We start from the raw sequence: 24,139 nt of genomic DNA, 5'->3' as shown, positions 1-24,139 counted from the left end.
ATAACAAAATAGAGCAAGTTAACACCAGAATTCCAAACTGAAGACCAGAAATCACAAGGCAGGACTATAAAAAGCTCTGCAGACTACTTGAATTTGTACCGCGTTTGTGGTGGAAGTCTGCATATAAGTCAGATGCTGCCGTTCCTTCAGTTACAACCCCAGAAAAAAACCGCCCCCTTCCAGGTGCGGCTTACGATAATCCTTCTAATCCAAATCATATATTGAGCCGACCTTCAGGCCGTACAGCTCATTGTAAATTTTCTCGGCAAAAGCATCCGTCATCCCGGCGATATAATCAATCACCATATGCTCCCATGTCCAGATCGGCTTGACCTGCCGCTGATCCTTCTCAAAGCGCTGCAGCCAATCGCTGGGAATAATGGCCCGCGAGGTTTCCGGGTCCAGGAACGCCTCCCACAAACGGCGCAGAATCCACTCACTGCGTTTCTGCAGCCGCTGCACCCGCAAATCACGGATCATCGTGACCCAGGCGAAGCTTTTGAGCACACTGACCGTCCGCAGCATATCCTCATCTTCCTGACCGTCTTTAATGAAGGTAACTTTCTTCCAGTTCCCGTCCTCAATGACACCGAGGCTGGCCACAAAGGTGCTGACCCAATAAGCCTTAACCTCCCGGCGGGTGCGGGAATAGTCGTTCTCGCAGGTGGGCATCTTCTCCATCCATACGCGCAGGAAGGAGCTCAGCACCTCTTCAACCTTGATGTGTATGTCGGCTTCCTTCCAGCCGGTCCAGAAGGCATCCTCCAGGGTAGTAATCTTCTCTACGATCAGCCGCTGGATATACGCATCATGCATGAAGTGCTCATGCACCTCGATTTTGCCGGCCTTAATCCCATCCTCCAGATCATGCGCGGAATACGCGATATCATCGCAGAGATCCATCAGCTGGGCTTCCAGCGTTTTCTTCCCGTCCGGAATCCCCCACTGGCTGCGGATGGCTGAAACGTAGTTCCATTCGTGCAGATACATCCCCTTTTTCAATACCGTCCCGGGAAACGGATACTTATTAATGCCCAGCAGCACCGCATCCGAGAGGTTCAGCCCGTCGATATTCTCGCGTTTCTCCAGGAACATGATCAGCCGGAAATTGTGGGCATTGCCTTCAAAATGCTCATACTTCCGCCTCATATTCTCGCGGATCGTCTGCTGCTGCACCGGGCCTGCGCCGGACTTCCGCACCGCCTCCGCCGTCTTCTTCACCACAAGCTGCTCCAAAATGCTGTCCAGCACCTCTTCTCCCTTGTGGCCGAACGGCGGGTGGCCGAAGTCATGGGCGATCGCTGCACATTCCACCACCTCCGGATCAATGACCAGCCCCGGATTCTCCGCTTGTCCCGTTTCAACTTCCGGGTAGGCGCGCAGCAGGCTTTTGGCCGCTTCACGGGCAATCTGCGCCACTTCCAGCGAGTGGGTCAGACGCGTCCGGTAATAATCCCCGGTGCCTGCGCCGAACACCTGGGATTTGCCTTGCAGCCGGCGGAAGGTCGGCGAATGGATCAGACGCGAATAATCGCGTTCATATGCGGCTCTAGAGGTTTCCAGACGGGTGATCTCCGGATATTGCCGGTGTTCTCTTTTTTCAATTAGTGTCATATCCGCTGCCCCTATCCTTGATCTGTATTTAGTACTTCATTATAGTCATTTTTCCCGGAACTTTCACTCACCGTTTCTGAATGGATCGGGCTCCCGGTGCACAGCAGGCCAAAAACAGGAGACCCCCCGCTTTCTAAAGCGCTCTCCCGCTCTGTCTCCCGAGTTCTTTAATTGCGCAGCATCTTAAAATAGGTTAGTCTTGAGCTATCGTAGCGTTATTTTGAGATCTGCCGCAGTTCATTCTTTAGGAGGCTTTACCATGTCCGAGAACACTTCCTATACGACCGAAGAAATCGCCCGGTTATTAAAAATATCCAAACTTAAGGTATATGATCTGATCAAAAAAGGCGAGCTGCCCTCCTACCGGGTCGGCAAGCAGATGCGCGTGGATCTTTCCGATCTGGAGGCGTACAAGCAGCATTCGCGCAGCGGCATCTCCGGGAGTATCCCGCCAGTCCCGGCGCAAGCGGAAACTCCCCTGTTCACCCCCTCATCCGCCCCGCAGCTGCAGCATACGCAGCTGCCGGTACAACCCGGCAAAGCCGCCACCGATAATGTGGTAATAACCGGCCAGGATATGTCGCTGGATTTACTGGCTACACATCTGGAGCGAAGTGAAACTTCCTTCCGTCCGCTGCGGTCGTATGCCGGAAGTCTGGACAGCCTGATCGCGATGTACCACGGGGAATCTGACATTGTCAGCACCCATCTGCTGGACGGGGACAGCGGGGAGTACAACCTGCCCTATATCCGCAGACTGCTGGTTGGCTTTTCTTATATCGTAGTGCATATGCTGACGCGTAGTGCAGGTTTCTATGTACAGAAGGGCAATCCTCAGGGAATCCGAGGCTGGTCCGATCTGAAGCAGAACGGAATCCGGATCATCAACCGCGAACGCGGGGCGGGCGCACGGGTACTGCTCGACGAGCAGCTGCGCCTGCATGGCATTCCTTCCTCACACATCAGCGGGTATGCTATCGAAGAGAACAGCCACTTTGCCATAGCCGGCAGAGTGGCCCGGGGTGAAGCCGATGTGGGCATCGGCACAGAAAAAGCCGCCAAGATTATTGACGGCATTGATTTCATCCCGCTCATACAGGAACGGTACGATCTGGTGATGCTTAAGAAACCGGGGCACGAAACCCTGATCAGGACAGTTCTCGATATTTTGCGCTCAGCAGCCTTTAAGAATGAGCTCAGCTCCATTCACGGCTATGACCTTAGTGAGACTGGCGCGGTCATCTATGAGACCTGAATCTTAACGTGACCTAAGCCTCTTCCTGCGCCTTTTTCTCCTGCTTATTCGGAGACCTCTTTTTTGATTTTATAACTGACTTTGAAGCTCCCCCTTGTGTCGGTTCCTACGATCTCCAGCTTGTAGGAGCCGGATTGTTGTATCTTCAATTCTTCCTCGCCTTCCTTGTTCGTCTCCAGTTCCTTGAACAGCTTGTGGTCAGGATCATACAGCTTCATCGACAGCTCGCCTTTCTCTACCTTGGAGGCATAGCTCAAAAAAACCGTGTCCCCTTCCTTCAGCTTCAGCGTTTTCTTTTCTTTGCCGGATAACAGCCGGTAAGAAGCTTTGATTTGGTGCGGCGTATTGCTGCCTGCATACATCAGCTGTTTTTCGCAGCCCGCAAGCAGCAAGGTCCCTATCAGTGCCAGCAAAAGCAGCCTGCGCCCTTGTCCTTTTGTGTTCATTCCCGTTCACTCCCCAGTATGTATAATATGTCCGCAGTGCGGGCAGATTTGTGCGGGCACTTCAATTGCAGCCAGACTCTTTTGCCGCCGGGCATAAAAATACAGCACAACCCCCATAAAATTAGGAATATAGAAAACCGCAGTTAACCACAGCCAGGTGTTCATCTTTTTGCGCGAGGAGTCCTTATAAATGAACACCCCCATAGTCACGTACAAGCCAATAAACAGCAGCACGGCCACCACTGTAGTAGTGAACCAGACCGGGTCCTCGCTGAACAGATCGGCCATATAAGGAATCATCCATGAGCCTGCAACGGCCATAAAAATCAGCATACCGGATGTAATGATCCAGAATACCAGCAGGCCAAAATATTTGAAGTTCCTCATTTCCTTCCACCTCCGCCCCTTTGCATCCCTCTCCCCACGCTCCCTTTAGTTTTGGACACTTCCCGCTTCTCTGCCGGACATATACAGCACCACTACCACGGCGGCAACAGCCGGTGCTGCCCCAAAAGAGAGCAGGAGTGTCAGTTTCCATAGCAATGGTATCGGTCCGCTCAGCAGACATCCCCACAACAGCAGCAGAGCCAGTGCCCCCATTCCACCCAGCACTGCAGCGCCTTTACTCATTCCCTCTGTCCTGCGGAGCCGCTGCAAGGTTGCCGCATACAGTCCTGCAGGGGCCGGAAGCTGTCCGCTGTAATACTCCCGCAGCAGTTCCTCCTGCTTCTCTTCGCATCCCTTTTCTCTCATCGGTAATCCTCCCTCCATGGCTCCACTACTTTTTGCAGCAGTTTTTTGCTCTGATTCAGCCTTGATTTCACCGTCCCCACAGGAATGCCCAGCATTTCTCCGATTTCTTCATAGCTGAATTCCTCATAATAATAGAGCACCAGCGGACCCAAATAACGCTTCGGCAGCTTGCGGAGTCCCTCTTCCAAGTGGGCATACCGTTCATTCCGCAGAATCTGCTCCTCTGTCAGCAGGGCCCCGTCCCTGAGCTCCGAAAAGGGGGCACGGCAGGATTTATCTTCGGCAAGCCGGGCGTAGAGCCTTTTCCATTTCCGGTATCTGTCCCGGTACATATTCAAGGCCACCTGAAACAGCCATGCCTTAAAAGACCGCTCCGGATCATAACGATCCAGCTTGCGGATGACCCGGACCCACACCTCTTGAAATAAATCCTCCGCTTCCAGGGCATTCAGAGTGAGGTGGCGGCAGAACCGGTACAAGTCATCCTTGTACCTCTCCACCAGGAATTCGAGCATTTCCCGCCTGCCCGTCCTGTATCCTTCGATGAGCTGCTTATCAGTGATCATGTTCCTCTGCCCGCCCTTTCATACCACATTACGAAGGCATCAGGATCTTTGTTCGAAAATTCACAAATTTATTTAAGCTTCAGTGAATTAGAGAATCCTCCATACCAGGTGAACTCATTAAAATAAGCTTACAGCAAAAAGCAGGACCCCGTGCTCGCATGCGCAGGTCCTGCCCTTAGATATAATTGGATATCCCAAATCACTCCACAATCAGGAACGGCGGTTGACGAACATCAGCATGAGTGCGGAGATGGCAATAATTGAACACACCCACAGCCAGGCCAGCGTCATATTGCCGCCATCGACAGCCACGTAAATAGCGGTGGGAACAGTCTGCGTCCGGCCAGGGATATTCCCAGCCACCATGATGGTGGCTCCGAACTCCCCCAGCCCGCGGGCGAATCCCAGCACGTAACCGGCAGCCAGCGAACGGCCAGCCAGCGGAAGTGTGACAAACGCAAGCACCTGAAGCTCGCTGGCTCCCTGTGCGCGTGCTGCATCCTCCAGATCCTTCTCCACGCCTTCAAAGCCCGCCTTCACTGTGCGGTATACGAGAGGAAAAGCAACCACAACCGCAGCAATGACTGCCGCCCCCCAGGTGAACAGGATCGTATGCTCCGTAAATTGCTCGTACAGCTTCCCGATCCAGCTCCGCCGGCCCAGGATCACCAGCAGCACAAATCCGACCACGGTTGGCGGCAGTACCAGCGGGAGCAGCAGCACCGTTTCAACCAGGCTGTAGCCCGGGAACCGTCTCCCCGCCATTGCCCTCGCTGCCAGAGTCGCCAGCAGAAAGACAATAATGCTCGTTATGACTGAGATTTTGACCGAAAGCCAGACCGGGGCGAAATAATCGGTCCAATGGATCTCCATCCCGGCTCACCCCGTTGATTTAATCAGCAAGCTTAAATCCATAGCTTGTAAAGATATCGCTCGCCGCCTTGGTTTGTACGTAGCTGTAAAAGGCTTTGGCCTCCGCCGTATGCTTGGAATCCTTCACAATGCCGACCGGATAATTGATCGCCTTGTGTACATGGGCACCCACAGTAAGCCTAATCTTCACCTTGCTCGAAGTGAGGGCATCCGTTTTGTAGACAAATCCGGCATCGGCATTCCCTGTTTCTACATAAGAAAGCACCTGGCGCACGTCCTTGGCAAATACCAGCTTGCTTTGCAGCTTATCCCATACCTTCTTCGCTGTCAATGACTGCTGCGCATATTGGCCGGCCGGAACCGATTCAGGTTGTCCGACAGCCACTTTTTTGAAGCCTTTATCCGTAAGCTGTGTAAGGGCTGTAATCGATGCCGTGGAGTTCGAAGGAACAACCAGCACCAGCTGATTCCTCAATAGCTGCTTGTTGTCAGAGATAAGGCCTCCATCGACCAGAGCTTTCATTTGCTTATCACCTGCTGAGAAGAACAGGTCAGCAGGTGCGCCTTGCTCAATCTGTTTCTGCAGAGTGCCGGAAGCGCCGTAGTTGAAGACAAGATCAATATCAGGATGCTGCTTCTCATACAGAACGGCAATCTTATCAAGACTGTCCTGCAGGCTCGCTGCGGCGGACACAACAATCTCAGTCTTGCCGGCCGCCTGCACCTGCTTTTCTGGCATTGCCGACAGAGCAACCGCCAACAGTGCAGCCATTACAACCACTGCTAATTTCTTGAACATTTCCATTCCTCCCATTATGTATCTTGTATATTTGAGTGATATTCTAGCATATCTCTTTTCGTTTATCTATGTGTTTGATTATGTTTGTTTATATTTAGTTATGTATAGTTCATATCAGGAGTTAAAACCAAGACGGCAACGCCGCCCTTCACCGGATAACGTAGCGGTTTTGGATTTCAATTTAGCGTTTGCCTATAGAACCTTTCATGCATCCTGCGGCAATTCCAAGTGGAAAAAGGATCACTAATTGGCCCCAGCACCCCGTTCTCCGCAGCCTAAGTTGGAAAAAGGATCACTAATTCAGCAGATTTCGCTCCTGGAAGAGTAAAATTGCCCAATTAAGTTTCCCTTTTCCACTTAAATTTCTCATTTGTTGATTTAGAGTGGAAATAAGTTCCCTTTTTCCAACTAGCGGTTGTTCACCTGCTTCTTCGCCAACTTGTGTTGAAAAAAGGCTATCACCCTAGGGGTTTTAAGGCTACTCATTGGAGGATGGGCCTAACGGACTTAGCTTGTTGTACCCCTCCCGATTCATAGCCTGCTTACGCAAAATTCAAAAGCACGTTTGCCTCTCATCTCAACCTGCAAAGGGTCTCCTTGTTGACTTATCATCCCGTAAAAAAGCCCTGTTTGGCGTAATACAGACGCCTAACAGGACTTTTGGTAACAACCTTAATTCTTCATCCGCGGATCAAGCACATCCCGCAGGCCGTCCCCCATGAGGTTAAAGCCCAGGACAGTCAGCATAATGGACAGCCCCGGGAATACCACTGTCCAAGGAGCCTTCTGGATAAACTGCCGTGAATCGGAGAGCATCTTGCCCCATTCCGGGTCTGGCGGCTGGGCCCCAAGGCCAAGGAAGCCTAGTGCCGCTGCTTCAATAATCGCCGTGGCGATGCCGAGTGTACCCTGCACAATAATCGGCGTCAGGCTGTTCGGCAGGATATGGGTAAGCAGAATACGGGTGTTGGTCATCCCGATCGCTCTTGCCGCCGTAATGTACTCCTCCGACTTCAGGGAGAGGACCTTCGCCCGTACAAGCCGGCCGTACGTAGGGATATTTACAATAGCAATAGCGTACAGCGCATTCTGCAGGGATGGCCCCAGAATCGCGACGATAGCAATCGCCAGCAGAATGCTCGGAAAAGCAAGCAGAATATCGAACAGGCGTGAAATCAGCATATCCATCCATTTGCCGTAGAATCCCGCCAGGATGCCCAGAAATGTGCCTGCAATAATAGATCCGATGACGGCAAAGAAACCGACCCACAGTGAGATACGCGCTCCATACATAATGCGGGTAAACATATCTCTTCCCAGATCATCCGTCCCGAACCAATGACCGGCAGACGGCGCTTTCAGCCGGTTGACCAGCTCCTGCTCCTTGAAGCCATAGGGGGCAATAAGCGGCGCCAGCAGAGCGATCAGTACAAAAAACACGATAATACATAAACCGAGCATAGCCGTCTTGTTCTTGCGGAAGGCCTTCCACGCATCGCGCCAGGGTCCGGAAACCTTGTCGGCAGGTACATGCGGGGGCGTTACGTTAATTGATGCCTGTCCCATAAGTCTCCCCTCACTTGTAATTGATGCGCGGATCGATAGCAGCGTAGAGCAGATCCACAATTAGATTGATCACAACAAAAATAAAGGCAATGATCAGAATGCCCGTCTGAATCACCGGATAGTCACGGGAACTGATCGCTTCAAATATATATCTTCCCACGCCCGGCCAGGCAAAGATCGTCTCAGTCAGCACGGCTCCGCCGAGAAGAGCGCCTGTCTGCAAGCCGACTACCGTCAGCACAGGAATCAGCGCGTTCTTAAGCGCATGTTTGTACACGACCAGGAATTGCGGCATGCCTTTGGCTTTTGCCGTACGGATATAGTCGGAATTCATAACCTCCAGCATGCTGGAACGGGTCATGCGGGCGATAATTGCCATCGGGATGGTTCCGAGCGCGATACTTGGCAGGATTAAATGCTTCATAACCGTCCACAGCTGTCCCCACTGTCCAGCAATAATCGTATCAATCACATAGAGATGGGTAATGCTCTCCACCGGATTGCGCTGGTCCATCCTTCCTATGGATGGAAGCCAATGCAGCTTCAGCGCGAATAACAGCTGCTCCATCAGCCCAAGCCAGAAGATCGGCATAGAGACGCCAATAAGTGCAATAATCATCGCGGTATAGTCGAACCATGAATTTTGCCGCCAGGCGCCCAGAATCCCCGCATTGACACCTACAATCGTTGCAAACAGCATAGCGGCCGCCGTAAGCTCCAGAGTCGCTGCAAGATAAGGCATAATTTCTTTGGCGATCGGCGTTTTGGTCCGGATTGAGGTTCCCAGATCTCCTTGCAGCAAATCACCCATATAATTGAAATACTGCTGCAGCCATGGTTTGTCCAGTCCAAGCTGCTCCCGCAGCGCCTGCTTGGATTGCTCTGTAGCCTTTTGGCCCAGAATCGTCTCCGCCGGATCACCCGGTATCGCATGAATAATGGAAAAAACGATAATTGTCATCCCGATCAGCACAGGGATCAACACGATGATGCGTTTTAATAGGTAGGAGTTCAAATTCGGCTCACCTTCCAGAGGTCCTTAAGCATCACTTGCCGCCCCAGGCAGCAGCGGCAAGAAATACTTACGGAGCATACTATTCGAAGTAAATTCCGCTGTAATATTCCGTACCTGTCGGACCTGGAACATACCCTTTCAGGTTGGCTTTCGCAGCCAGCAGCGGAGTGGTGTGCACCAGTGGAATCCAAGGCGCGTCCGCTTTGATAATTTCCTGCGCCTGCTTGTACAGGTCTGAACGTTTGGTCTGATCCGTTTCCTTCTGGGCATTGATCAGCAGGGTATGCAGTTCTTCATTTACGTAGAAGCTGCGGTTGTTACCTGGAATAGCATCTTTATCCAGGAGCGTGTACAGGAAGTTATCCGGGTCTCCATTGTCGCCCGTCCAGCCGAGCATGTAGATATCATCCTTTTCCCCGGCTTTGGTATCATCGAGGTAAGTCGCCCATTCAGGTGATTCAATAACGGTTTTTACGCCGATCTTTTCCCAATCCGCTTGGATGGCTTCAGCAACCTTCTTGCCGTCAGGCATGTAAGGCCGGGATACTGGCATGGCATACAAGGTTACCGGGTCCGGGAGGCCCTCAGGATATCCGGCTTCCGCCAGAAGTGCCTTGGCTTTATCCAGATCGTAATCATAATCTTTCACAGCATCGTTATAGCCCCAGAGGGATGGAGGCATAGGGTTTACTGCTGCAGTTGCCTGGCCTGAGAAGAAGGCATCGATAATTGCTTGTTTATTTACAGCATAGTTCAGCGCCTGTCTTACTTTTACATTGTCGAAAGGTTTCTTTTTGAAGTTGAAGCCGAGGTAAGACACATTGAACGGCGGACGTTCAATCTTTTGCAGTTCAGTGTTGCCTTCCAGCGTGGACAGATCATCCGGGCTCAGATCCTCCATCAGATCAATCTCGCCGTTCTGCAGGGCGTTGAAGCGTGCCGAGTTGTCCGGAATAGAGCGAACGATAACTTTGTTCAGCTTAGGAAGCCCTTCTTTCCAGTAGCCGGAATTCTTGTCCAGTGTAATGGAATCATTGTGCTTCCACTCCTTGAACACATAAGGTCCGGTACCCACAGGCTCATTCTTGAAGTTTTCCTTCTTTTCCTTAATGGCAGCAGGACTGGCAATTCCGAAAGAGGTCATTGCAATATTCTGCAGGAATGGCGCCTGCGGCTGGTTCAAAATAAATTGTACGGTTGTAGCATCCACAGCCTTCACTTCCTTGATCACACGGCTGCCGTCCGGACCGAACATGGAATCATAATAATCAAAGGAGTCCCCTTCAAATTTGAATTCACTAGCCGGATCGCTCCAGCGGGTGAAGTTGAATACTACCGCTTCGGCGTCGAAATCCGTTCCATCATGGAACTTCACACCCGGATGCAGCTTGAAGGTATAGGTCAAACCGTCGGCAGAAACTTCCCAGCTGTCAGCAAGTGAAGCTTGTACTTCAGAGGTACCGGGTTTGTACTCCAGCAGAGAGTCGAACACTTGATGGGCGATCTTCAGCGATTCACCGTCGGTCACAATGGCCGGGTCCAGCGAGGCAGAGTCGCCGCCGCGTCCTACGATCAATGTATCCTGCGTTGCCGCCGCTTCAGGCGAGCTTTCCGGTGCGGTGGTTGCCGCTGCATTCGAACCCGTTGTTGCTTCTGTACCGGCATTGTTGTTGTTACCTCCGCAGCCGCTTAAGAACAAAACCGCCCCCAGCGTTACTGCCAATGCAAGACTGCTCCATGTCTTCATCCTTTGAAAAACTCCCTTCTTTCGTTAAAGTGTTAAAACTTCTATATGGAGTCGCGCCAAAGCGCTGCCATATACCAAGGCCAAGATTGCTTGCAGAATTGAGTCTCACTGCATGCTAAGTCAGATGGGTACGGGTCTCTCCGCCATACAAATGACATGCGGTTAGATGCCGGGGTCCGGTTTCCAGCAGCGGAGGCCTTGTACTACGGCAGACATCCATCACCCGGGGGCAACGGGTATTAAAAGCACAGCCTGCCGGCGCATTCGCCGGACTCGGCACCTCCCCCTGCAGAATGACCCGCTCCTTGCGGATATCCGGATCGGGTTCCGGAACCGCTGACAGCAGCGCTTGTGTATAAGGATGCTCCGGCTGGTCATACAGCTTATTCTTATCGGTAATCTCGACAATCCGTCCAAGGTACATCACGGCAACACGGTCGCAGATATGCTTCACCACACTAAGGTCATGAGCTATGAATATGTAAGTTAGTCCGAATTCTTTTTGTAAATCCTGCATCAGATTGATGACCTGGGACTGGATGGACACATCAAGGGCAGACACAGGCTCATCAGCGATAATCAGCTTCGGCTGCAGGGACAGCGCTCTGGCAATCCCGATCCGCTGGCGCTGGCCGCCGGAGAATTGATGCGGGTACCGCTGAAGATGTGCCTTGGCCAGACCGACTACATCGGCCAGCCGTTCAACAGCCGCCCGCCGCTCCTTCGCGTTGCCTGCGTTATGCACAATCATCGGCTCCTCCAGGATACGCTGCACGGTATACCGCGGGTCGAGGGAAGAGAACGGGTCCTGGAAAACAATCTGCATCTCCCGCCGGCGCTTGCGCATCTCCTCCATAGACAGCTTCGTAATATCCCGGCCTTCGAACCAGACTTCTCCCGCCGTAGGCTCGATCAGACGAAGCAATGAACGGCCGGTCGTTGATTTGCCGCAGCCGCTTTCACCCACAAGGCCAAAGGTTTCGCCCTTCCTGACAGAAAAGGATATATCATCGACCGCTTTGACATAAGCTTGAGTTTTATTGAAAAACCCTTTGTTGACCGGATAATATTTTTTGAGGTTTTTGACCTCCAGCAGGTTATCGCTCATACCGCATCCTCCTGTTGACTATCATGCAGCCAGCATCTGCAGCTGTGGTTATCCTCCTGCAGCTTCAGCTGCGGAAGGGATTGCCGGCAGAGCTCCATCACATGGGAACAACGCGGCGCGAACCGGCAGCCCTGCATTTCTGCGCTCAAGATGGGCACGTTGCCGGGAATCGAGTACAGCCGCTCCCTGGTTTCGCCCATTCTCGGTACCGACTGGATCAGCCCCCGGGTATAAGGATGCAGAGGATTCTTAAAAATATCGCGCACACACCCCTCCTCCACCACCTTGCCCGCATACATTACGGCAACCCGTTGGCACATTTCCGCCACCACCCCAAGATCATGGGTAATCAGCATAACGGCAGTTCCCTGCTCTTCGTTCAGCTTGCGGATCAGGTCCAGAATCTGTGCCTGTATCGTAACATCGAGCGCGGTTGTCGGCTCATCGGCAATGAGCAGTTCGGGACTGCAGGAGATCGACATCGCAATCATCACCCGCTGCCGCATTCCCCCCGACAATTGATGCGGATACTCATCGATAATCGCCTCCGGCCGGGGAATGCCGACCTTGCGGAGGCTGTCCACCGCATGGGTACGGGCATCCTTCTTGGACAGGCCACGGTGCAGCCGGACGGTTTCTATAATTTGCTGGCCGACAGTAAACAGCGGGTTCAGGGAAGTCATCGGCTCCTGAAAAATCATCGCCACGGCATCGCCGCGGATTTTGCGCATTTCTTTTTCTTTTAGCGGTACGATATCCTGACCCTTCAGCAAAATACGCCCGCTCACGATCTTGCCCGGCGGATTAGGAATTAGCTTCAGAATGGATAGCGAAGTGACGCTTTTGCCGCAGCCCGATTCGCCCACCACGCCCAGAACTTCTCCCGGATTGATGTACAGATCCACCCCGTCCACTGCCGGCACTTCGCCGCGTTCAGTAAAAAAATGGGTGTGCAATTCCTCAACTTTCAGAATAGGCTGGACCACAATGAACCCTCTTTTCTATTGGAAATTGAACGAATAGAAATTGAACAAAGGTCAAATGGAAGAACGATGAATTACCTCATAGACGAAATAAAGCATAACCAACACCTTACATTAGGCGATAGATAATCGGGATAAGTCTACATTATTGTTATTTAATGGTATAACACTACTATATAAATTCTGGATAGACAAGATGTTTTTGCACATAAAACTAACACCAGTGTTTATATAGGAATAACTCCAGTCCTCAATAAAAGAAAAAACTGTGCTATTTATATAGCGACAGCCATTTCTCCAACTGATTTCTCAGCATCTCCCGGTAATATAACGGCTCCATAATTTCGGCCTCTTCTTCAAAATTCAGAATCCAGCGGACAAAGCCGATGTCCTGTTCTATTGCCACTTTAAAATGCAGGCACCTGGTGTGGAGGTCCACCTTGTTGGGTTTCACAAACATATCCTCGTATTTGATCCGGTCCAGCACCCGTTCCGAAAACCTGATTTTGAACTCTACCTGCAGACTATCCCGGTCCAGTGACCACTTCTGCTCCATAAAGGCCTGCAAATCAAACTGCTCTTTGGAAAACCAAAGATTCGTCGGCTTCACATTCGAGAACCCATGAAGATGAAAAGTCCGGATAATCCCGAAACGATGACAAAAACCGATTAAATGATAACGATTTTCCAAGGGAACAAGGCAGTATGGATCAATCTGAATGTTTCTTTCAGCATAGGCATTCTCGCTATAGTCGGCCAGAATGCTGTTTTGCTTCATGATGGCGTTCAATACCTCGGTTAAAAAGGGCGGCGGTTCATCCTGGTACCCGCTTCTTTCCATCCATAGCTGTCCAGCTTCTCTTTTGGCAGTCTCCATCGTTTCTTCCCTTTCCGCCTTCTGCTTGTAGGCTGCGGCCATTACCTTCTCATAGGCGCTCTCAAAGCTGGGAGGCAGTGTGTTTTTGATGTCATCCATAATGTCCCGCAGCTGTGAAAATGCGGCCGATTCTTCTTCCGACCAATCCAGAGGATATAATGCAAAATTACCGATAAAAGCGTATCCTTTCCCATGTCCCAAATGGATGATAGGGATGTGCATGGCGCTGAGCGCATCCATATCCCGGTATATCGTTCTCTCGCTGTTGCCGCAGCGTTCCGCCAGTTCGCGGGCTAAAATTCCCGGTTTGGCTTGCACTAGCGTAATAATGCGCATTAGCCGGATTAATCGGTCTGTCATTTTCAGTTCCCCTTGAGTTCATGGTAAAATAGACCCATTATTTTAAATAAATTAGTTATATATATCTATAACTATTGATGTAATAACTCAAATTAATAAATATAATAGAACTATTTTACTACACCACCACAATTATAAATCGGTTAATTGTTAACTATTCCCCGCTAAGATTATGAATGAATACGCTTATGTATGTACTGGCAGGTTTGTGTACAATTACCGCCGTCCCTATCTTGATGCTGTCCTCCACGAGGCTTGGCTCTTTGCGTCAAGCTGTTTATACACTGTTTCTGCTTCTTTCACAAGCTGCATATCTCCGGACCTGGCCGCCAGCAGCAGTAAATCGTCAGCCTGTCTCCGAAGATGCTCGAACTCTGTCTCGATGCTGCCTTTGGTGCGCTGCACCGCCGCTTCTTCCAGCAGCTTCTCCGTCTTCAAGAGCTCCAGGTGTTTCTCGACGTGGAAGCAGCACCGTTCTGACAGGACATCTGTATGATGTGTATATTCCAAGCTGAGCTTTTTTAAAGGCAGTTCCCGGATCCGTTCTACCGGAGGCTGTTTATATTGCCATTGCAGCCAAAGGACTTCATGAATCCCGGCCGGTTTGGCTGCCATCGTGAATTCCAAAGCGATGTATTTCCGTGCTTCGGAATATAGTTTGCCAAGCTTAAGCAGTATAGAACGCCCCTCCCCGACTTCTGCGTTGCAGCCATGACATCCCTTGAAGGTTACATGTGCTTCCAGCCAGATTCTAAGTTCAATCTCGCGGGCGACCACCTTCCGGGTCCGCTTGCGGGATTCCTCAGGATTGGAGATTCCCTTCCACTCGATAAGCAGAACTACATTCTGCGCACCGGCTGCAAAAACCCGTTCCTGGCTCCACGTAAGTATGGGCTGAAAACTTGCTTGCATATTTCCACCTCTTTCTTTTTTTGGGTCTTCTATTAATGTACCAATATTGGCGGACAACTCCTTGTCATGGAATATATGTTCGGTCCTATAATATCGACAAAAAAAGAGGCACTCTCCTTTAAAAGGAGAATTCCTCTTTGTGAAAGAACATTCTTTTGTCGAAACATGACGATAAATACGCATTTTAGTAGCTTGCAGGACTGTGTCTGCTCCGCTCCTCCTTGAAAAAAAATCCCAGCGCCCATTTTGCACACAACAGCGAGAATACAAAAAACAGAAGCGCCCAGACAATCGCAGGCAGCGGTGTAAGCCGTGCCAGATTAGCCGCATCTCCTGCACGTCCTGGGGTAAACGCTGCAGCCGAAACTAGATACAGTGAACCCACGACAGATTCCTCCAGGGTCAGAAAGGCCAGGAATAAATAATAATATTTGCCGGCCTTTGGCCAGACGAACAGCATCACCAGATTCAGCAGGATGAACCCGCCCAGCCAGAGCATTCCGAATCCGCCCCGCACATACAGGACAAGCATCACCAGCGCCACACCGGATGCCAGCAGCAGCCCCCATCTATACCGCCCTCTGTTATACAAATAAAACAGCAGAAGTGAGAATAATGACGCCAGCGTATAGCCCGCCAGTGATACCAGAACCGCTTTCCCGCCAGCTTCTATAGCCGAGTAGGTTACTCCGCTATGATCTGCATACAATTCAATGCGCAGCACACTTCCCGAGAGCAGCAGCGTGACCAGGGCATGGCCAAATTCATGGAACATGGTATCCAGATTGCGGAACAGAGAGGAAAAAGGAATCAGCCGGGTCAGTAAAGCGGAACCTGCAAGAAACAGCAGGGTTTTGAGCCATTTATTCATAGCATGCAGCCCCTTTCCGTACAAAGTATAATTCATAAATTCCTACATTTAAATAGAAACCATGTCAGCCTCTATCCGGTATTACCTGTAGATATGGTTATCCTCCCTGGCGCCAGGGTAAACACTTATAAACTCTGCTTAGACAAAATACCGCCCCAACCGCCAAATCACGCCATACTGCGGCACCAGATGCCAAGCCAAGCTAGTTCAGCTATGTTAAAATAAAAAGGAAGCCCAGTCTATACCAGGTGGTGATTGCAGAAATGAAGCCAAAAGTAAAACACACTTATGCAAAGCTGTTATGTTCAGTATTGCTGCTCCTGGGGTTGTCAGTCATATTTCCCGCTCCTGCGGCAAAGGCTAATTATTTCAGTGACTTATATAATGGATTGCAGAACTTCTCGGAGCTTCCGGGTGAGGTCAACCAGTTGCAGGAAAGCTACAGACAGACGACGGAGGAGCTGCAGCAGACCAAGGAACAGCTTGGGCAAACCCTGCAGCAGATGGCTGATTATCAGGCCCAGAATGCGGCCCTGCAGGAGCAGAACCGCCAGCTCAGCCAGGTGGTGGATGAACTGAAAAATGACCGTACAGCGAGGGAGAACTACTATAACCGGATTAAAGTTACGGTAATTACCGGACTTGCGCTGGTACTCGGTTACTTCCTGCTGATCCGGGTGCTGCGCCTTGGCATGCGCCACAGATCCAGAAAAGGCGACCGCCTGCGCTGATGTGTACATGAGGGAGTGTAAACTATGAACGTCGATGTCCAGGATGAAGGCGACAGCGGCAGCGGACAAGCCGTGGCCTTCACAGTTGAAGAAAACGAGGAAATTCATGTGCTGCATCCGCAGCAGATTATCGCTTATCAAGGCCCTTCTTCAGGCCGCGCCGACCGGCTGATGGATGTCAAGGGTATGTACCGCAAACGCAAGCTGATCCGCTCGGATATGACCGGGCCTTGCCGCTTCGTTGCCGCCCTGCCTCCCGGCTACAGGGTTAAAACCTTCCAGCTGGACGGAAAAAGCGATCTGCTCTATGATTTCCGGCATCTGTTCTTCTACAGCAAAGGAGTGACTATGGAGACAAGGGTGCTGAGCATGAAGAATATGCTTGTCACCCGCGATATCATCAAGGTTAAGTTCTCCGGTCCGGGCAGTATCGGCATATTGACCGAGGGGACGGTATGCGAAGCCGAGCTGCATCCGTTTGATCCACTATATGTGGATGCCGGCAGTATTATCGCTTATCCCGAAAACGCCAAGCTTGAGCTCACCGTCTACGGCAATCACTTGGCCAGCCAGCATATGAGCTATCACTGGAAGATGACCGGCCACGGACCGGTGATGTTTCAGGCTGGACGCCAGAGCCGCCGCTTCGAACGCGACAATAATGAGGACGGGGTTATCAAGCGTTTTCTGCGTGAGGTCCTGCCCTTTGGGGGAGTCTTCATTAAGTAGCCTGAGATAGGCTGTATATTGCCAAAGAGCGCCAGCGAATACTTCGCGTGGCGCTCTTTGGGTATGCAAATCTCTTATCTTCTGATGCAGTGAACCGTTAAGGCCGGGCTATGAGCCCCGGATTCCTGGATTAAGCCAAGAATGCATTCAGCATCCAGGCGGATTTCTCCACGCTGTTTCTAATTCCAGTCAGCAGGTCGGCAGTAGGCTGATCACTCAGTTCTTCCGCAGCTGAGATCGTGCTCTTCAGTTCTTCGGCCACAACAGCAAAATCCTTAATCAGCTGGGCTACCATTTCCTGTGCCGTTTCTCCTCCAGCCGCTTCTTTAAGCTCGGAGAGAGCCAGATATTGTGTCATCGTTGAAGCCGGTTGACCCCCGATAGCCAGCAGGCGCTCTGCCAGATCATCCACATATGTGGCAGCTTCCGTATACAGCTCTTCAAATCTGGCATGCAGGGTGAAGAATTGCGGTCCACTCACATACCAGTGGTAATGATGCAGCTTCACTCCCAGCAGTGTCCAATTTGCGGTCTGGCGGTTTAAGGCAGCATACAGTTCAGTATGACTTTTGATTTGTGTACTCATTCGAACAACCTCCTATGGCCTATTTATTTGTTTTTTTATATTTAGACTCGTTCTAAATCTATATACAATTTAACACATCTTTTAGGGTTTTGCAAACTATTCTGAATTCCATCCTCTGATGGTGCCTCAAAGGCGTTTACGTATTTATGCTGCTGCAAATTCTAGCACACTCCCTCTTTTGCACCTATTATTTCTATCACATTTAGCCAATTGCAGCCAAATTGACATAAATTACTCCTTTGCGGCAGATAAGATTACATTGTTGGTATGCTGGATTCTGCCGCCTTCCCTTTACCGCTGCGGAAGATCGCCCTCATCTCATCACGCTTTGATTTCGGACTCAGCACATATACCGTGTCTCCCGGCTCAATGACCGTGCTCCCATGTGGGGTCACAATGCCTTTATTGCGGATGATGGCGGTGAAGAGTATATCCTCGGGGAGCCCTATCTGCGCGATTTGCATACCAGCTATAGGCATATGCTTGTCAATGGCAATATGATTGAATTCCGAATCCGTTTTGCCGAGTGCCACCAGCTCCATAAGCGAAGGCTGGGCATCGTCCTTCCCAACGAGTCTTAATCTGGAGGCCAGTGGAGAAATGGTGGTCCCCTGAATGACCGCCGAGGTCAATACCACAAAAAATACAACATTAAAGAATAGACGTCCCTGCGGAAGACCCGCCAGCAGCGGATAAGTTGCCAGTACAATCGGTACCGCGCCGCGAAGGCCGGCCCAGGAGATCAACGTTTTCTCCCGGATTGAGAATCTGGCAAACAGCAGGCTCAGGAACACTCCTACCGGCCTTGCAATCAGCATGAGAATAACGGACAGCAGGAGGCCCTGCCAGGCAATGTCCGCCAGTTCATACGGAAACACAAGCAGCCCCAGCAAGGTGAACATAGCAATCTGCATCATCCATGCGAAGCCGTGATTAAAATTCATGATCGTCCGGTGATACATAAGCTCGGAATTCCCCAAAGTCAGGCCTATGACATATACCGCCAGCAGGCCGCTGCTGTGGACCATGGCTGCAAGTCCATAGGTCAGCACGGCGAACCCAATTGCCATGACCGGATAGAGCCCGGTGGAATCGAGGTTAATCCGGTTGATCAGGTAGACGGCAAGCTTACCAACCGCTATTCCCATCACCAGCCCTATCCCCATCTCCCATACAAAGGACAGCAGAAGGCTCCAGATGGCGGTATCGGGATGCTGAATCCATTCAATCAGCGATACGGTCAGGAACACTGCCATGGGGTCATTGCTGCCTGACTCCGCCTCAAGCGTAGACGTCAGGCGTTTGTCAATATTTTTGCCGCCAAGGACAGAGAACACCGCTGCCGCATCAGTAGAACCCACAATGGCTCCGAACAACAGACTTTCCGCCCATGGCACATCCAGCACAAACCTTGCGAAAACTCCTACAATCGCTGTTGTCAGCAGCACACCCACTGTCGCCAAAGAAAGTGCAGGGGCCATGATCGGCCGGATGTCCTTGATACTGGTCTGCATGCCGCCCTCAAACAAAATGACAATCAGCGCAAAAATACCGGCAACCTGCGTCAACGAGGCATTGTTGAAATACACAAAGCGGCTAAGCACCATTCCCGCGGCGATGAACAGCACCAGTGCAGGCATGCCAAAGCGCGTGGAGAATTTGGTAGAGAGCACACCGACCAGCAGCAGCACTGCCAGCAATAAAATAATATTGTCCGCAAGATGAGTCATATCTAGGGTACCGCCTTTCCTGTAAGTAACGCCCTTCACATCAGGCTGGTCTGATATGTACGTTATTACCCCATACCCGCTAACCCCAAAGCAACAATTGCCCTTCTTCAGCTTTCCCAATTCACAGCAAAAAACCCCAGTGGTCCATAAATCCACGGAGGTCATTCGGATGGGCTTATTCTCTTGAATAGACTTGCATTTCATGAATGGACCAGTAATTTCCTCCCGAGCCGGTCTGCACAATCCGGAGATACCTTGTTTTGACTGCAGGGAATCCGATTTTGGTCTTTTCCAGCTTTCCTTTACCGGAGGCGATCTTGTTCCAGCTTTTTGCATCATCCGAAATATATAGCTCGTATCCCCGGGGATAATCATAAGAAGACAAGGTATAGTCCAAATCTACCGCTTCCACCGAGTGCACACCCGCCAGATCAATCTGGATATATTCCCCGGAAGCCTGATGTTTGCCGGTATCCCACCGTGTCTGCCTGTCTCCGTCAATGGCATTTGCCGGACTTGAAGCCTGAGTGTTCACATTGGACGACACCTTCCACTCCGAACGGTCCAGGGGGACCAGTCCAGTAGCAGTGATCTGCGTTTTCTCCGACATCACACTTGAACCTGCTGTACGAACCGCATATGTGTACAATGTGCCCTCCTGCAGCTTGCCGTCCGTATACTCTGTTTGCTTGATGCCGGTGGCAATTACCTTGAGCTCACTGCCGGAGCTGTCGGCCCGGAGCACTTCATAGCTTGCTCCGGGGGCCTCCAGCCAATTCAGTTTAACAGACGGTCCTTTGACAGCTGCTGCTTTTAAACCTTGGGGTGCAACATCCGCTACCTCGGAGGAGGGCTCCAGAATATACTGTACAGCCTCACCGGGAGCGAGTGTTTCGTTAAATTCCAGCGTTGGTGCAGCACTTCTTCCCGTAACATAGCTGCGGGCTTCTTCATACGTATCTCCGTTGCCGAAGCGTTCGCCCTCATACACTGTTTTTTTCGGCATCTTCACTTTCACAGTGACGGTTTGCGGCGTTTCCTCGAAGTTGACGAAGTTTACCAGTACCTTGTTCGAGGTGGCTCCAGTTCCGGCCAAAGGCTCCAGAGTGGAGGTATCGACCGCACGGACATACACCAGCTTGTCGGCAAGAGCATCCTTATTGGTGATTTCGTAGCTTAACGGAGCGCCATGTGTGGCGTAAGCCAGATCCAGCCGCCTCATGATGCTGACACGCGAATCCTCGCCTTTCTTGGTATAATAAATCTCCGTTTTTACCGGATCATGGTCTTCCAGATTAAATCCATACTTGAACAGGCTGAAGTTTTTGAAAAAAGCGGCATGCTGGACAAACATATCCGCATAGCCGATATGCGCACGCATAATCCGGTCGAACACCGCCGCCGTCCGTTCGGAGGCTCCATATTGGTAAGCATCCACATGAGAGTCGGAGGTCCCGAATTCAGTCGTCAGCATTTTTTTGCCTAGCCCGTCTGCAGCTCCGCCGAAGGTTTTCAGATTCTCGGTAAAGCTGCCTCCGTTGCTGAATATATAAGATTCGCCATAGGAATGGCCATTGGTCAGGTCGGTTACTTCCTCCAGCTCGTCCCGCTGCTTCGGATCACGTTCCCAGCCGTCCGGGTCGCCGCACTGGCGCACGGTCCCCTTCTGATTGCCGCAGGAATCATCGCTGTAATCCGGCCAATAGGCCCAGCCTGGAGCCACGGTCTGCAAATGGGGGGCGATTGTTTTGCCCTTCTTGTTCAGCCAGTCGGCAATTGCCAGGTTGACCGCCTTGGAGCGGTTAAACAGCCCCGGCTCATTGTCCACTTCATAATACTGGAAGTACGGGCTGTACTTCTCGAAATAATCCGTCAGCTTCTTCTCTGCTGTTTCCGGCAGTGAGCCGTCTTCATTAAGTTTGATATCGCCAGTATACAGATACAAGGCTACAGCCTGCATATTGTAACCCTTAAGCACCTTATAGTATTCTTCCATATTCGAACAGGAGCGTCCGACATCGCTGGCACAGCTGGTACGCATAATATTGCCGCTGTACGCTACACCGAGCCACTTCATGATATAAGGCAGATGGGTAACCGCACCTTCGTCAAAATAAAACTGCTTATTGTTGACCATAGTGCCGGTCAGTGTATAGCTGCCGTGAATCGGCTCCTTGATCGGCGTCTTGAGTGCCTCCAGACTAAGGTTATCCCAGGTCCACCAGTTGTATTTATCCTCCATATCTGAGGAATATATTCCGCGTGCGGTCCGGAGCTTCAGTTCATTAATACCGGCAACCAGCTGTTCTTTGGGAATATACAGCTCATAGGTTTTACGAAAATTATATTTGCTGTCCGTTCCGGCGATACCGGCAATCTGAATAATCCCCGATAGCTGGCGGTTGGAAAAGACGCTCATCTGCGGAACGGATTTGTAGGCATCGAGGATGCTTACGCGAAATAAGACCCCGTTCTCCGGGATCTTATCCAATTTGTACTTAATCCGCAGTTCAGGGTTGGTATCGCCTCTGAGCCCAGAAGGAATGGACTGGAGTGCAGAGGCTTTCAAAGCCGTAGAAGCAACATTAATCATCTCGTCCCCATCAGAGGCGCCGGTCTCTGCAAATTCCGCATCCGACCCGTCATGCTGTCCGAACTGCCAGAGGGTCGTGCCCTCCGGCAGCTCTGGTCCCGCATCATTGGCGGCGGACAGTTCAGACATGTCAACCTCCACTTTGCCTTTATTCGTCCCGTCCTCTCCGAAGACAGAGATGGATAACAGAAACAAGATGGCAAGTGCTGTGAATTTTAGTAAAAGATGAAGAGGTTTGCGTGTTTTTTTCTTAGTCCTAGCTCTCATTCCCATGTCCTCGCTTTCTTCCGGGGGTGTGTGCTCAGGCTCTGTAAGCCTGATTTTGCTTCATTCATTATGGAAGGGTAAGGGCGTTCTGGGGGATGAGCCCAGGCTTCTGGCTCGGACTCTTCCACATCAAGCGGATGTTTGCGTCTCCGCGGTTCTCGTAATATTCTACTTTCAGGTTATACGAGGTTCCTGCTGTGAGCTTAATACTCCCCACGCGGCTGACACCGCTTTGCTTCTTCCAGCTGTCGATAATCAGCTTGTCACCGATCCATACACGGACGCCATCATCCGAGGAAGCGGTGAACGTATATTCCTCGCTGTAGACCGCCTTCATTTTCCCGGTCCAGCGCACTGAGAAGGAATCCTTGCTTACACCTGCCGCCGGAGAATCTCCATGCCAGTTAAAGTCAATCTTCTTGTCATTGCGGGTGAGCACAGGCGTTCCTGAGAGTTCGGCATTGTCGAAATACTGGCCTTTCAAGCCATTCTTCGGAATGATGCCTGCTGAATTATTCGTTTTGGTATTAAGCGACTGAACGTAATCCTGTCTGGATACCGTATGCTGATTGGTCATAAAACTCTGGATTTTCTGGAGGTTGTTATTTTCGGTCAGCATTTTCCCCCATGTCATCGTATATACCCATTTACTTTGGGTTTGAGACAATATAGCAGGATCCGGCAGCTCCCCGCTCTCTCCAATGCCTATAGGCTTTCCATTAGCCAATTCGAGCAGGCCTTCATAATAAGACTGTTTGTAATCATTATTGTAGATATCAGCCGCCAGTACATCCACCTTATCTGCACCAGGATAATAGGCACTGTAAGGATCTGCCCACTCATTCGGAGCATTCGGATTCCATACCCACAGCAAATTATTCAATTTATGCTGGTTCACCAGCCGGTCGTACGTAATATCCCAGAGTTTGGAAAAGTTATCCTTCTGCCCCCACCAGAACCAGTTCCCGTTCATTTCGTGATACGGACGCCACAGCACAGGAACTCCTGCATCCCGCAGTTCACCCAAATAGACGGCAATATCGTCAAGTGAAGCTAGCAGGCTTTTGTATTCCGCCGTACCCGGTGTAACATAGGCATCGAATTTCTCCTGGCTCAGGCTCATATGCACGTTGGCCCACTCCGGAGAGGTTCCGGGGAGGTTCTGATGGAACGTCATCGCCACGATGCCCCCATCCTCATGCCATTGAATCGCGCTGTCCACTACAGCCTGGCGCTGCCGGGCAATAGTCCCCTTCGGCTGGTTGTTAACCGCTCCAAGCTCATAGCCATGCAGCACTGCGTACTCCCCTGTGGCATTCTTCAGCTTGTTGTTGAATTCGTCCGGACTCTCCAGATAGTCATGCTGTCCGGAGATTATGCCCTTTCCTCCGAGATCAACCAGATAATCCAGCAGATCGGCGGCTTCCTGCGAAGCCGATGGATTCACCGGTGTGACTGCCTCCGGGGGAATCACCACATTCCGTTCAATAGAGAGACTGCGCGCCTCACTCCAAGGCAGCAAAGAAAGGATAAAAATAATAGGCAGGATCGTAATAAAAAGCCGGTACTTACGGTAAGTGTTCAATGTAATCTCCTCTCTCCAGCCGTAGGTGGCTTCCAATCCGCACATGGGTGAACCTTAAGTTTGACCCGTATGCAGCTTAGAAGGACTATAGCTTAGTAGCCCTGCTGATCAGCAGGGCCATCGGACTTTTAGGATTAATATTGTAACGGCTTAACCAGTATCGGCGTTCGGGA

Annotated in this window: 22 protein-coding genes; 3 read left to right on the top strand and 19 right to left on the bottom strand. The window is 51.1% G+C overall.

Annotated elements, in window-relative coordinates:
• Positions 1-204 precede the first annotated feature (204 nt).
• Positions 205-1,614, bottom strand: a complete 1,410-nt coding sequence (locus PGRAT_RS05490) for a deoxyguanosinetriphosphate triphosphohydrolase family protein (RefSeq protein ID WP_042266168.1) — start codon at positions 1,612-1,614, stop codon at positions 205-207.
• A 259-nt stretch (positions 1,615-1,873) separates the two neighbouring features.
• Here PGRAT_RS05490 and PGRAT_RS05485 point away from each other — a divergent pair, with 259 nt between their 5' ends.
• Complete coding sequence (locus PGRAT_RS05485) at positions 1,874-2,869, top strand: substrate-binding domain-containing protein (protein WP_025708273.1); 996 nt, start codon at positions 1,874-1,876, stop codon at positions 2,867-2,869.
• Positions 2,870-2,913: 44 nt separating this feature from the next.
• Here the strand turns inward: PGRAT_RS05485 and PGRAT_RS05480 are convergent, their stop codons facing one another.
• From PGRAT_RS05480 to PGRAT_RS05415, 14 genes are all read right to left on the bottom strand, one after another.
• Positions 2,914-3,315: a hypothetical protein gene (locus PGRAT_RS05480; protein ID WP_025708272.1), complete on the bottom strand. Its 402-nt coding sequence runs from the start codon at positions 3,313-3,315 to the stop codon at positions 2,914-2,916.
• 6 nt (positions 3,316-3,321) lie between these two features.
• The gene (locus PGRAT_RS05475; protein WP_025708271.1) at positions 3,322-3,702 is read right to left on the bottom strand and encodes a PLDc N-terminal domain-containing protein; all 381 of its coding nucleotides are present in this window, start codon (positions 3,700-3,702) and stop codon (positions 3,322-3,324) included.
• A gap of 45 nt (positions 3,703-3,747) precedes the next feature.
• Positions 3,748-4,068 carry a hypothetical protein gene (locus tag PGRAT_RS05470; protein ID WP_025708270.1) on the bottom strand — a complete coding sequence of 107 codons (321 nt, stop codon included), beginning with the start codon at positions 4,066-4,068 and terminating at the stop codon, positions 3,748-3,750.
• The gene (locus tag PGRAT_RS05465; RefSeq protein WP_025708269.1) at positions 4,065-4,634 is read right to left on the bottom strand and encodes an RNA polymerase sigma factor; all 570 of its coding nucleotides are present in this window, start codon (positions 4,632-4,634) and stop codon (positions 4,065-4,067) included. The genes PGRAT_RS05470 and PGRAT_RS05465 overlap by 4 nt, the downstream gene beginning before the upstream one ends.
• Positions 4,635-4,844: 210 nt before the next feature.
• Entirely contained in the window at positions 4,845-5,507 is a 663-nt protein-coding gene (gene modB / locus PGRAT_RS05460; RefSeq protein WP_036706602.1) for a molybdate ABC transporter permease subunit, read from the bottom strand.
• Positions 5,508-5,526: 19 nt separating this feature from the next.
• Entirely contained in the window at positions 5,527-6,306 is a 780-nt protein-coding gene (gene modA, locus PGRAT_RS05455) for a molybdate ABC transporter substrate-binding protein (protein WP_425311834.1), read from the bottom strand.
• Positions 6,307-6,978: 672 nt separating this feature from the next.
• Positions 6,979-7,872 carry an ABC transporter permease gene (locus tag PGRAT_RS05450; protein ID WP_025709509.1) on the bottom strand — a complete coding sequence of 298 codons (894 nt, stop codon included), beginning with the start codon at positions 7,870-7,872 and terminating at the stop codon, positions 6,979-6,981.
• A 10-nt stretch (positions 7,873-7,882) separates the two neighbouring features.
• Complete coding sequence (locus PGRAT_RS05445) at positions 7,883-8,887, bottom strand: ABC transporter permease (RefSeq protein ID WP_025709508.1); 1,005 nt, start codon at positions 8,885-8,887, stop codon at positions 7,883-7,885.
• 79 nt (positions 8,888-8,966) lie between these two features.
• On the bottom strand, positions 8,967-10,634 hold the full coding sequence (locus PGRAT_RS05440) for an ABC transporter substrate-binding protein (RefSeq protein WP_025709507.1): 1,668 nt from the start codon (positions 10,632-10,634) through the stop codon (positions 8,967-8,969).
• Between the two features lie 115 nt (positions 10,635-10,749).
• Positions 10,750-11,742, bottom strand: coding sequence for an ABC transporter ATP-binding protein (locus tag PGRAT_RS05435; protein ID WP_025709506.1), 993 nt, complete (start codon positions 11,740-11,742; stop codon positions 10,750-10,752).
• On the bottom strand, positions 11,739-12,728 hold the full coding sequence (locus PGRAT_RS05430; protein ID WP_025709505.1) for an ABC transporter ATP-binding protein: 990 nt from the start codon (positions 12,726-12,728) through the stop codon (positions 11,739-11,741). Before PGRAT_RS05430 ends, PGRAT_RS05435 begins: the two co-directional genes overlap by 4 nt.
• A gap of 268 nt (positions 12,729-12,996) precedes the next feature.
• Positions 12,997-13,962, bottom strand: a complete 966-nt coding sequence (locus PGRAT_RS05425) for a helix-turn-helix transcriptional regulator (RefSeq protein WP_025709503.1) — start codon at positions 13,960-13,962, stop codon at positions 12,997-12,999.
• A 228-nt stretch (positions 13,963-14,190) separates the two neighbouring features.
• Positions 14,191-14,874: a hypothetical protein gene (locus PGRAT_RS05420; RefSeq protein WP_025709501.1), complete on the bottom strand. Its 684-nt coding sequence runs from the start codon at positions 14,872-14,874 to the stop codon at positions 14,191-14,193.
• Positions 14,875-15,058: 184 nt separating this feature from the next.
• A complete protein-coding gene (locus PGRAT_RS05415) occupies positions 15,059-15,745 on the bottom strand; it encodes a M50 family metallopeptidase (protein WP_025709499.1) in 687 nt (228 codons plus the stop codon).
• Positions 15,746-16,008: 263 nt separating this feature from the next.
• Here PGRAT_RS05415 and PGRAT_RS05410 point away from each other — a divergent pair, with 263 nt between their 5' ends.
• The gene (locus tag PGRAT_RS05410; protein ID WP_025709497.1) at positions 16,009-16,476 is read left to right on the top strand and encodes a hypothetical protein; all 468 of its coding nucleotides are present in this window, start codon (positions 16,009-16,011) and stop codon (positions 16,474-16,476) included.
• Between the two features lie 24 nt (positions 16,477-16,500).
• Entirely contained in the window at positions 16,501-17,205 is a 705-nt protein-coding gene (locus tag PGRAT_RS05405; protein WP_025709495.1) for an AIM24 family protein, read from the top strand.
• Between the two features lie 130 nt (positions 17,206-17,335).
• Here the strand turns inward: PGRAT_RS05405 and PGRAT_RS05400 are convergent, their stop codons facing one another.
• From PGRAT_RS05400 to PGRAT_RS05385, 4 genes are all read right to left on the bottom strand, one after another.
• On the bottom strand, positions 17,336-17,791 hold the full coding sequence (locus PGRAT_RS05400) for a Dps family protein (RefSeq protein ID WP_025709493.1): 456 nt from the start codon (positions 17,789-17,791) through the stop codon (positions 17,336-17,338).
• A 254-nt stretch (positions 17,792-18,045) separates the two neighbouring features.
• Complete coding sequence (locus tag PGRAT_RS05395; RefSeq protein WP_025709491.1) at positions 18,046-19,521, bottom strand: potassium/proton antiporter; 1,476 nt, start codon at positions 19,519-19,521, stop codon at positions 18,046-18,048.
• 175 nt (positions 19,522-19,696) lie between these two features.
• Complete coding sequence (locus tag PGRAT_RS05390; protein ID WP_025709490.1) at positions 19,697-22,243, bottom strand: discoidin domain-containing protein; 2,547 nt, start codon at positions 22,241-22,243, stop codon at positions 19,697-19,699.
• 205 nt (positions 22,244-22,448) lie between these two features.
• Positions 22,449-23,966 (bottom strand): glycosyl hydrolase, encoded by a 1,518-nt coding sequence (locus PGRAT_RS05385; RefSeq protein WP_042266164.1) that lies wholly within the window; start codon positions 23,964-23,966, stop codon positions 22,449-22,451.
• Between the last annotated feature and the right edge of the window lie 173 nt (positions 23,967-24,139).

It is taken from the genome of Paenibacillus graminis (genome assembly GCF_000758705.1).
Lineage (GTDB): Bacteria > Bacillota > Bacilli > Paenibacillales > Paenibacillaceae > Paenibacillus_AQ > Paenibacillus_AQ graminis.
This window is presented reverse-complemented; position numbering and strand designations above follow the sequence as displayed.

Excerpts from the sequence above, each read along its gene's own strand:
- PGRAT_RS05490 (WP_042266168.1), bottom strand. The coding sequence starts at position 1,614 with ATGACACTAATTGAAAAAAGAGAACACCGGCAATATCCGGAGATCACC.
- PGRAT_RS05485 (WP_025708273.1), top strand. The coding sequence starts at position 1,874 with ATGTCCGAGAACACTTCCTATACGACCGAAGAAATCGCCCGGTTATTA.
- PGRAT_RS05480 (WP_025708272.1), bottom strand. The coding sequence starts at position 3,315 with ATGAACACAAAAGGACAAGGGCGCAGGCTGCTTTTGCTGGCACTGATA.
- PGRAT_RS05475 (WP_025708271.1), bottom strand. The coding sequence starts at position 3,702 with ATGAGGAACTTCAAATATTTTGGCCTGCTGGTATTCTGGATCATTACA.
- PGRAT_RS05470 (WP_025708270.1), bottom strand. The coding sequence starts at position 4,068 with ATGAGAGAAAAGGGATGCGAAGAGAAGCAGGAGGAACTGCTGCGGGAG.
- PGRAT_RS05465 (WP_025708269.1), bottom strand. The coding sequence starts at position 4,634 with ATGATCACTGATAAGCAGCTCATCGAAGGATACAGGACGGGCAGGCGG.
- modB (WP_036706602.1), bottom strand. The coding sequence starts at position 5,507 with ATGGAGATCCATTGGACCGATTATTTCGCCCCGGTCTGGCTTTCGGTC.
- modA (WP_425311834.1), bottom strand. The coding sequence starts at position 6,306 with ATGTTCAAGAAATTAGCAGTGGTTGTAATGGCTGCACTGTTGGCGGTT.
- PGRAT_RS05450 (WP_025709509.1), bottom strand. The coding sequence starts at position 7,872 with ATGGGACAGGCATCAATTAACGTAACGCCCCCGCATGTACCTGCCGAC.
- PGRAT_RS05440 (WP_025709507.1), bottom strand. The coding sequence starts at position 10,634 with ATGAAGACATGGAGCAGTCTTGCATTGGCAGTAACGCTGGGGGCGGTT.
- PGRAT_RS05435 (WP_025709506.1), bottom strand. The coding sequence starts at position 11,742 with ATGAGCGATAACCTGCTGGAGGTCAAAAACCTCAAAAAATATTATCCG.
- PGRAT_RS05425 (WP_025709503.1), bottom strand. The coding sequence starts at position 13,962 with ATGACAGACCGATTAATCCGGCTAATGCGCATTATTACGCTAGTGCAA.
- PGRAT_RS05420 (WP_025709501.1), bottom strand. The coding sequence starts at position 14,874 with ATGCAAGCAAGTTTTCAGCCCATACTTACGTGGAGCCAGGAACGGGTT.
- PGRAT_RS05415 (WP_025709499.1), bottom strand. The coding sequence starts at position 15,745 with ATGAATAAATGGCTCAAAACCCTGCTGTTTCTTGCAGGTTCCGCTTTA.
- PGRAT_RS05410 (WP_025709497.1), top strand. The coding sequence starts at position 16,009 with ATGAAGCCAAAAGTAAAACACACTTATGCAAAGCTGTTATGTTCAGTA.
- PGRAT_RS05405 (WP_025709495.1), top strand. The coding sequence starts at position 16,501 with ATGAACGTCGATGTCCAGGATGAAGGCGACAGCGGCAGCGGACAAGCC.
- PGRAT_RS05400 (WP_025709493.1), bottom strand. The coding sequence starts at position 17,791 with ATGAGTACACAAATCAAAAGTCATACTGAACTGTATGCTGCCTTAAAC.
- PGRAT_RS05395 (WP_025709491.1), bottom strand. The coding sequence starts at position 19,521 with ATGACTCATCTTGCGGACAATATTATTTTATTGCTGGCAGTGCTGCTG.
- PGRAT_RS05390 (WP_025709490.1), bottom strand. The coding sequence starts at position 22,243 with ATGTCTGAACTGTCCGCCGCCAATGATGCGGGACCAGAGCTGCCGGAG.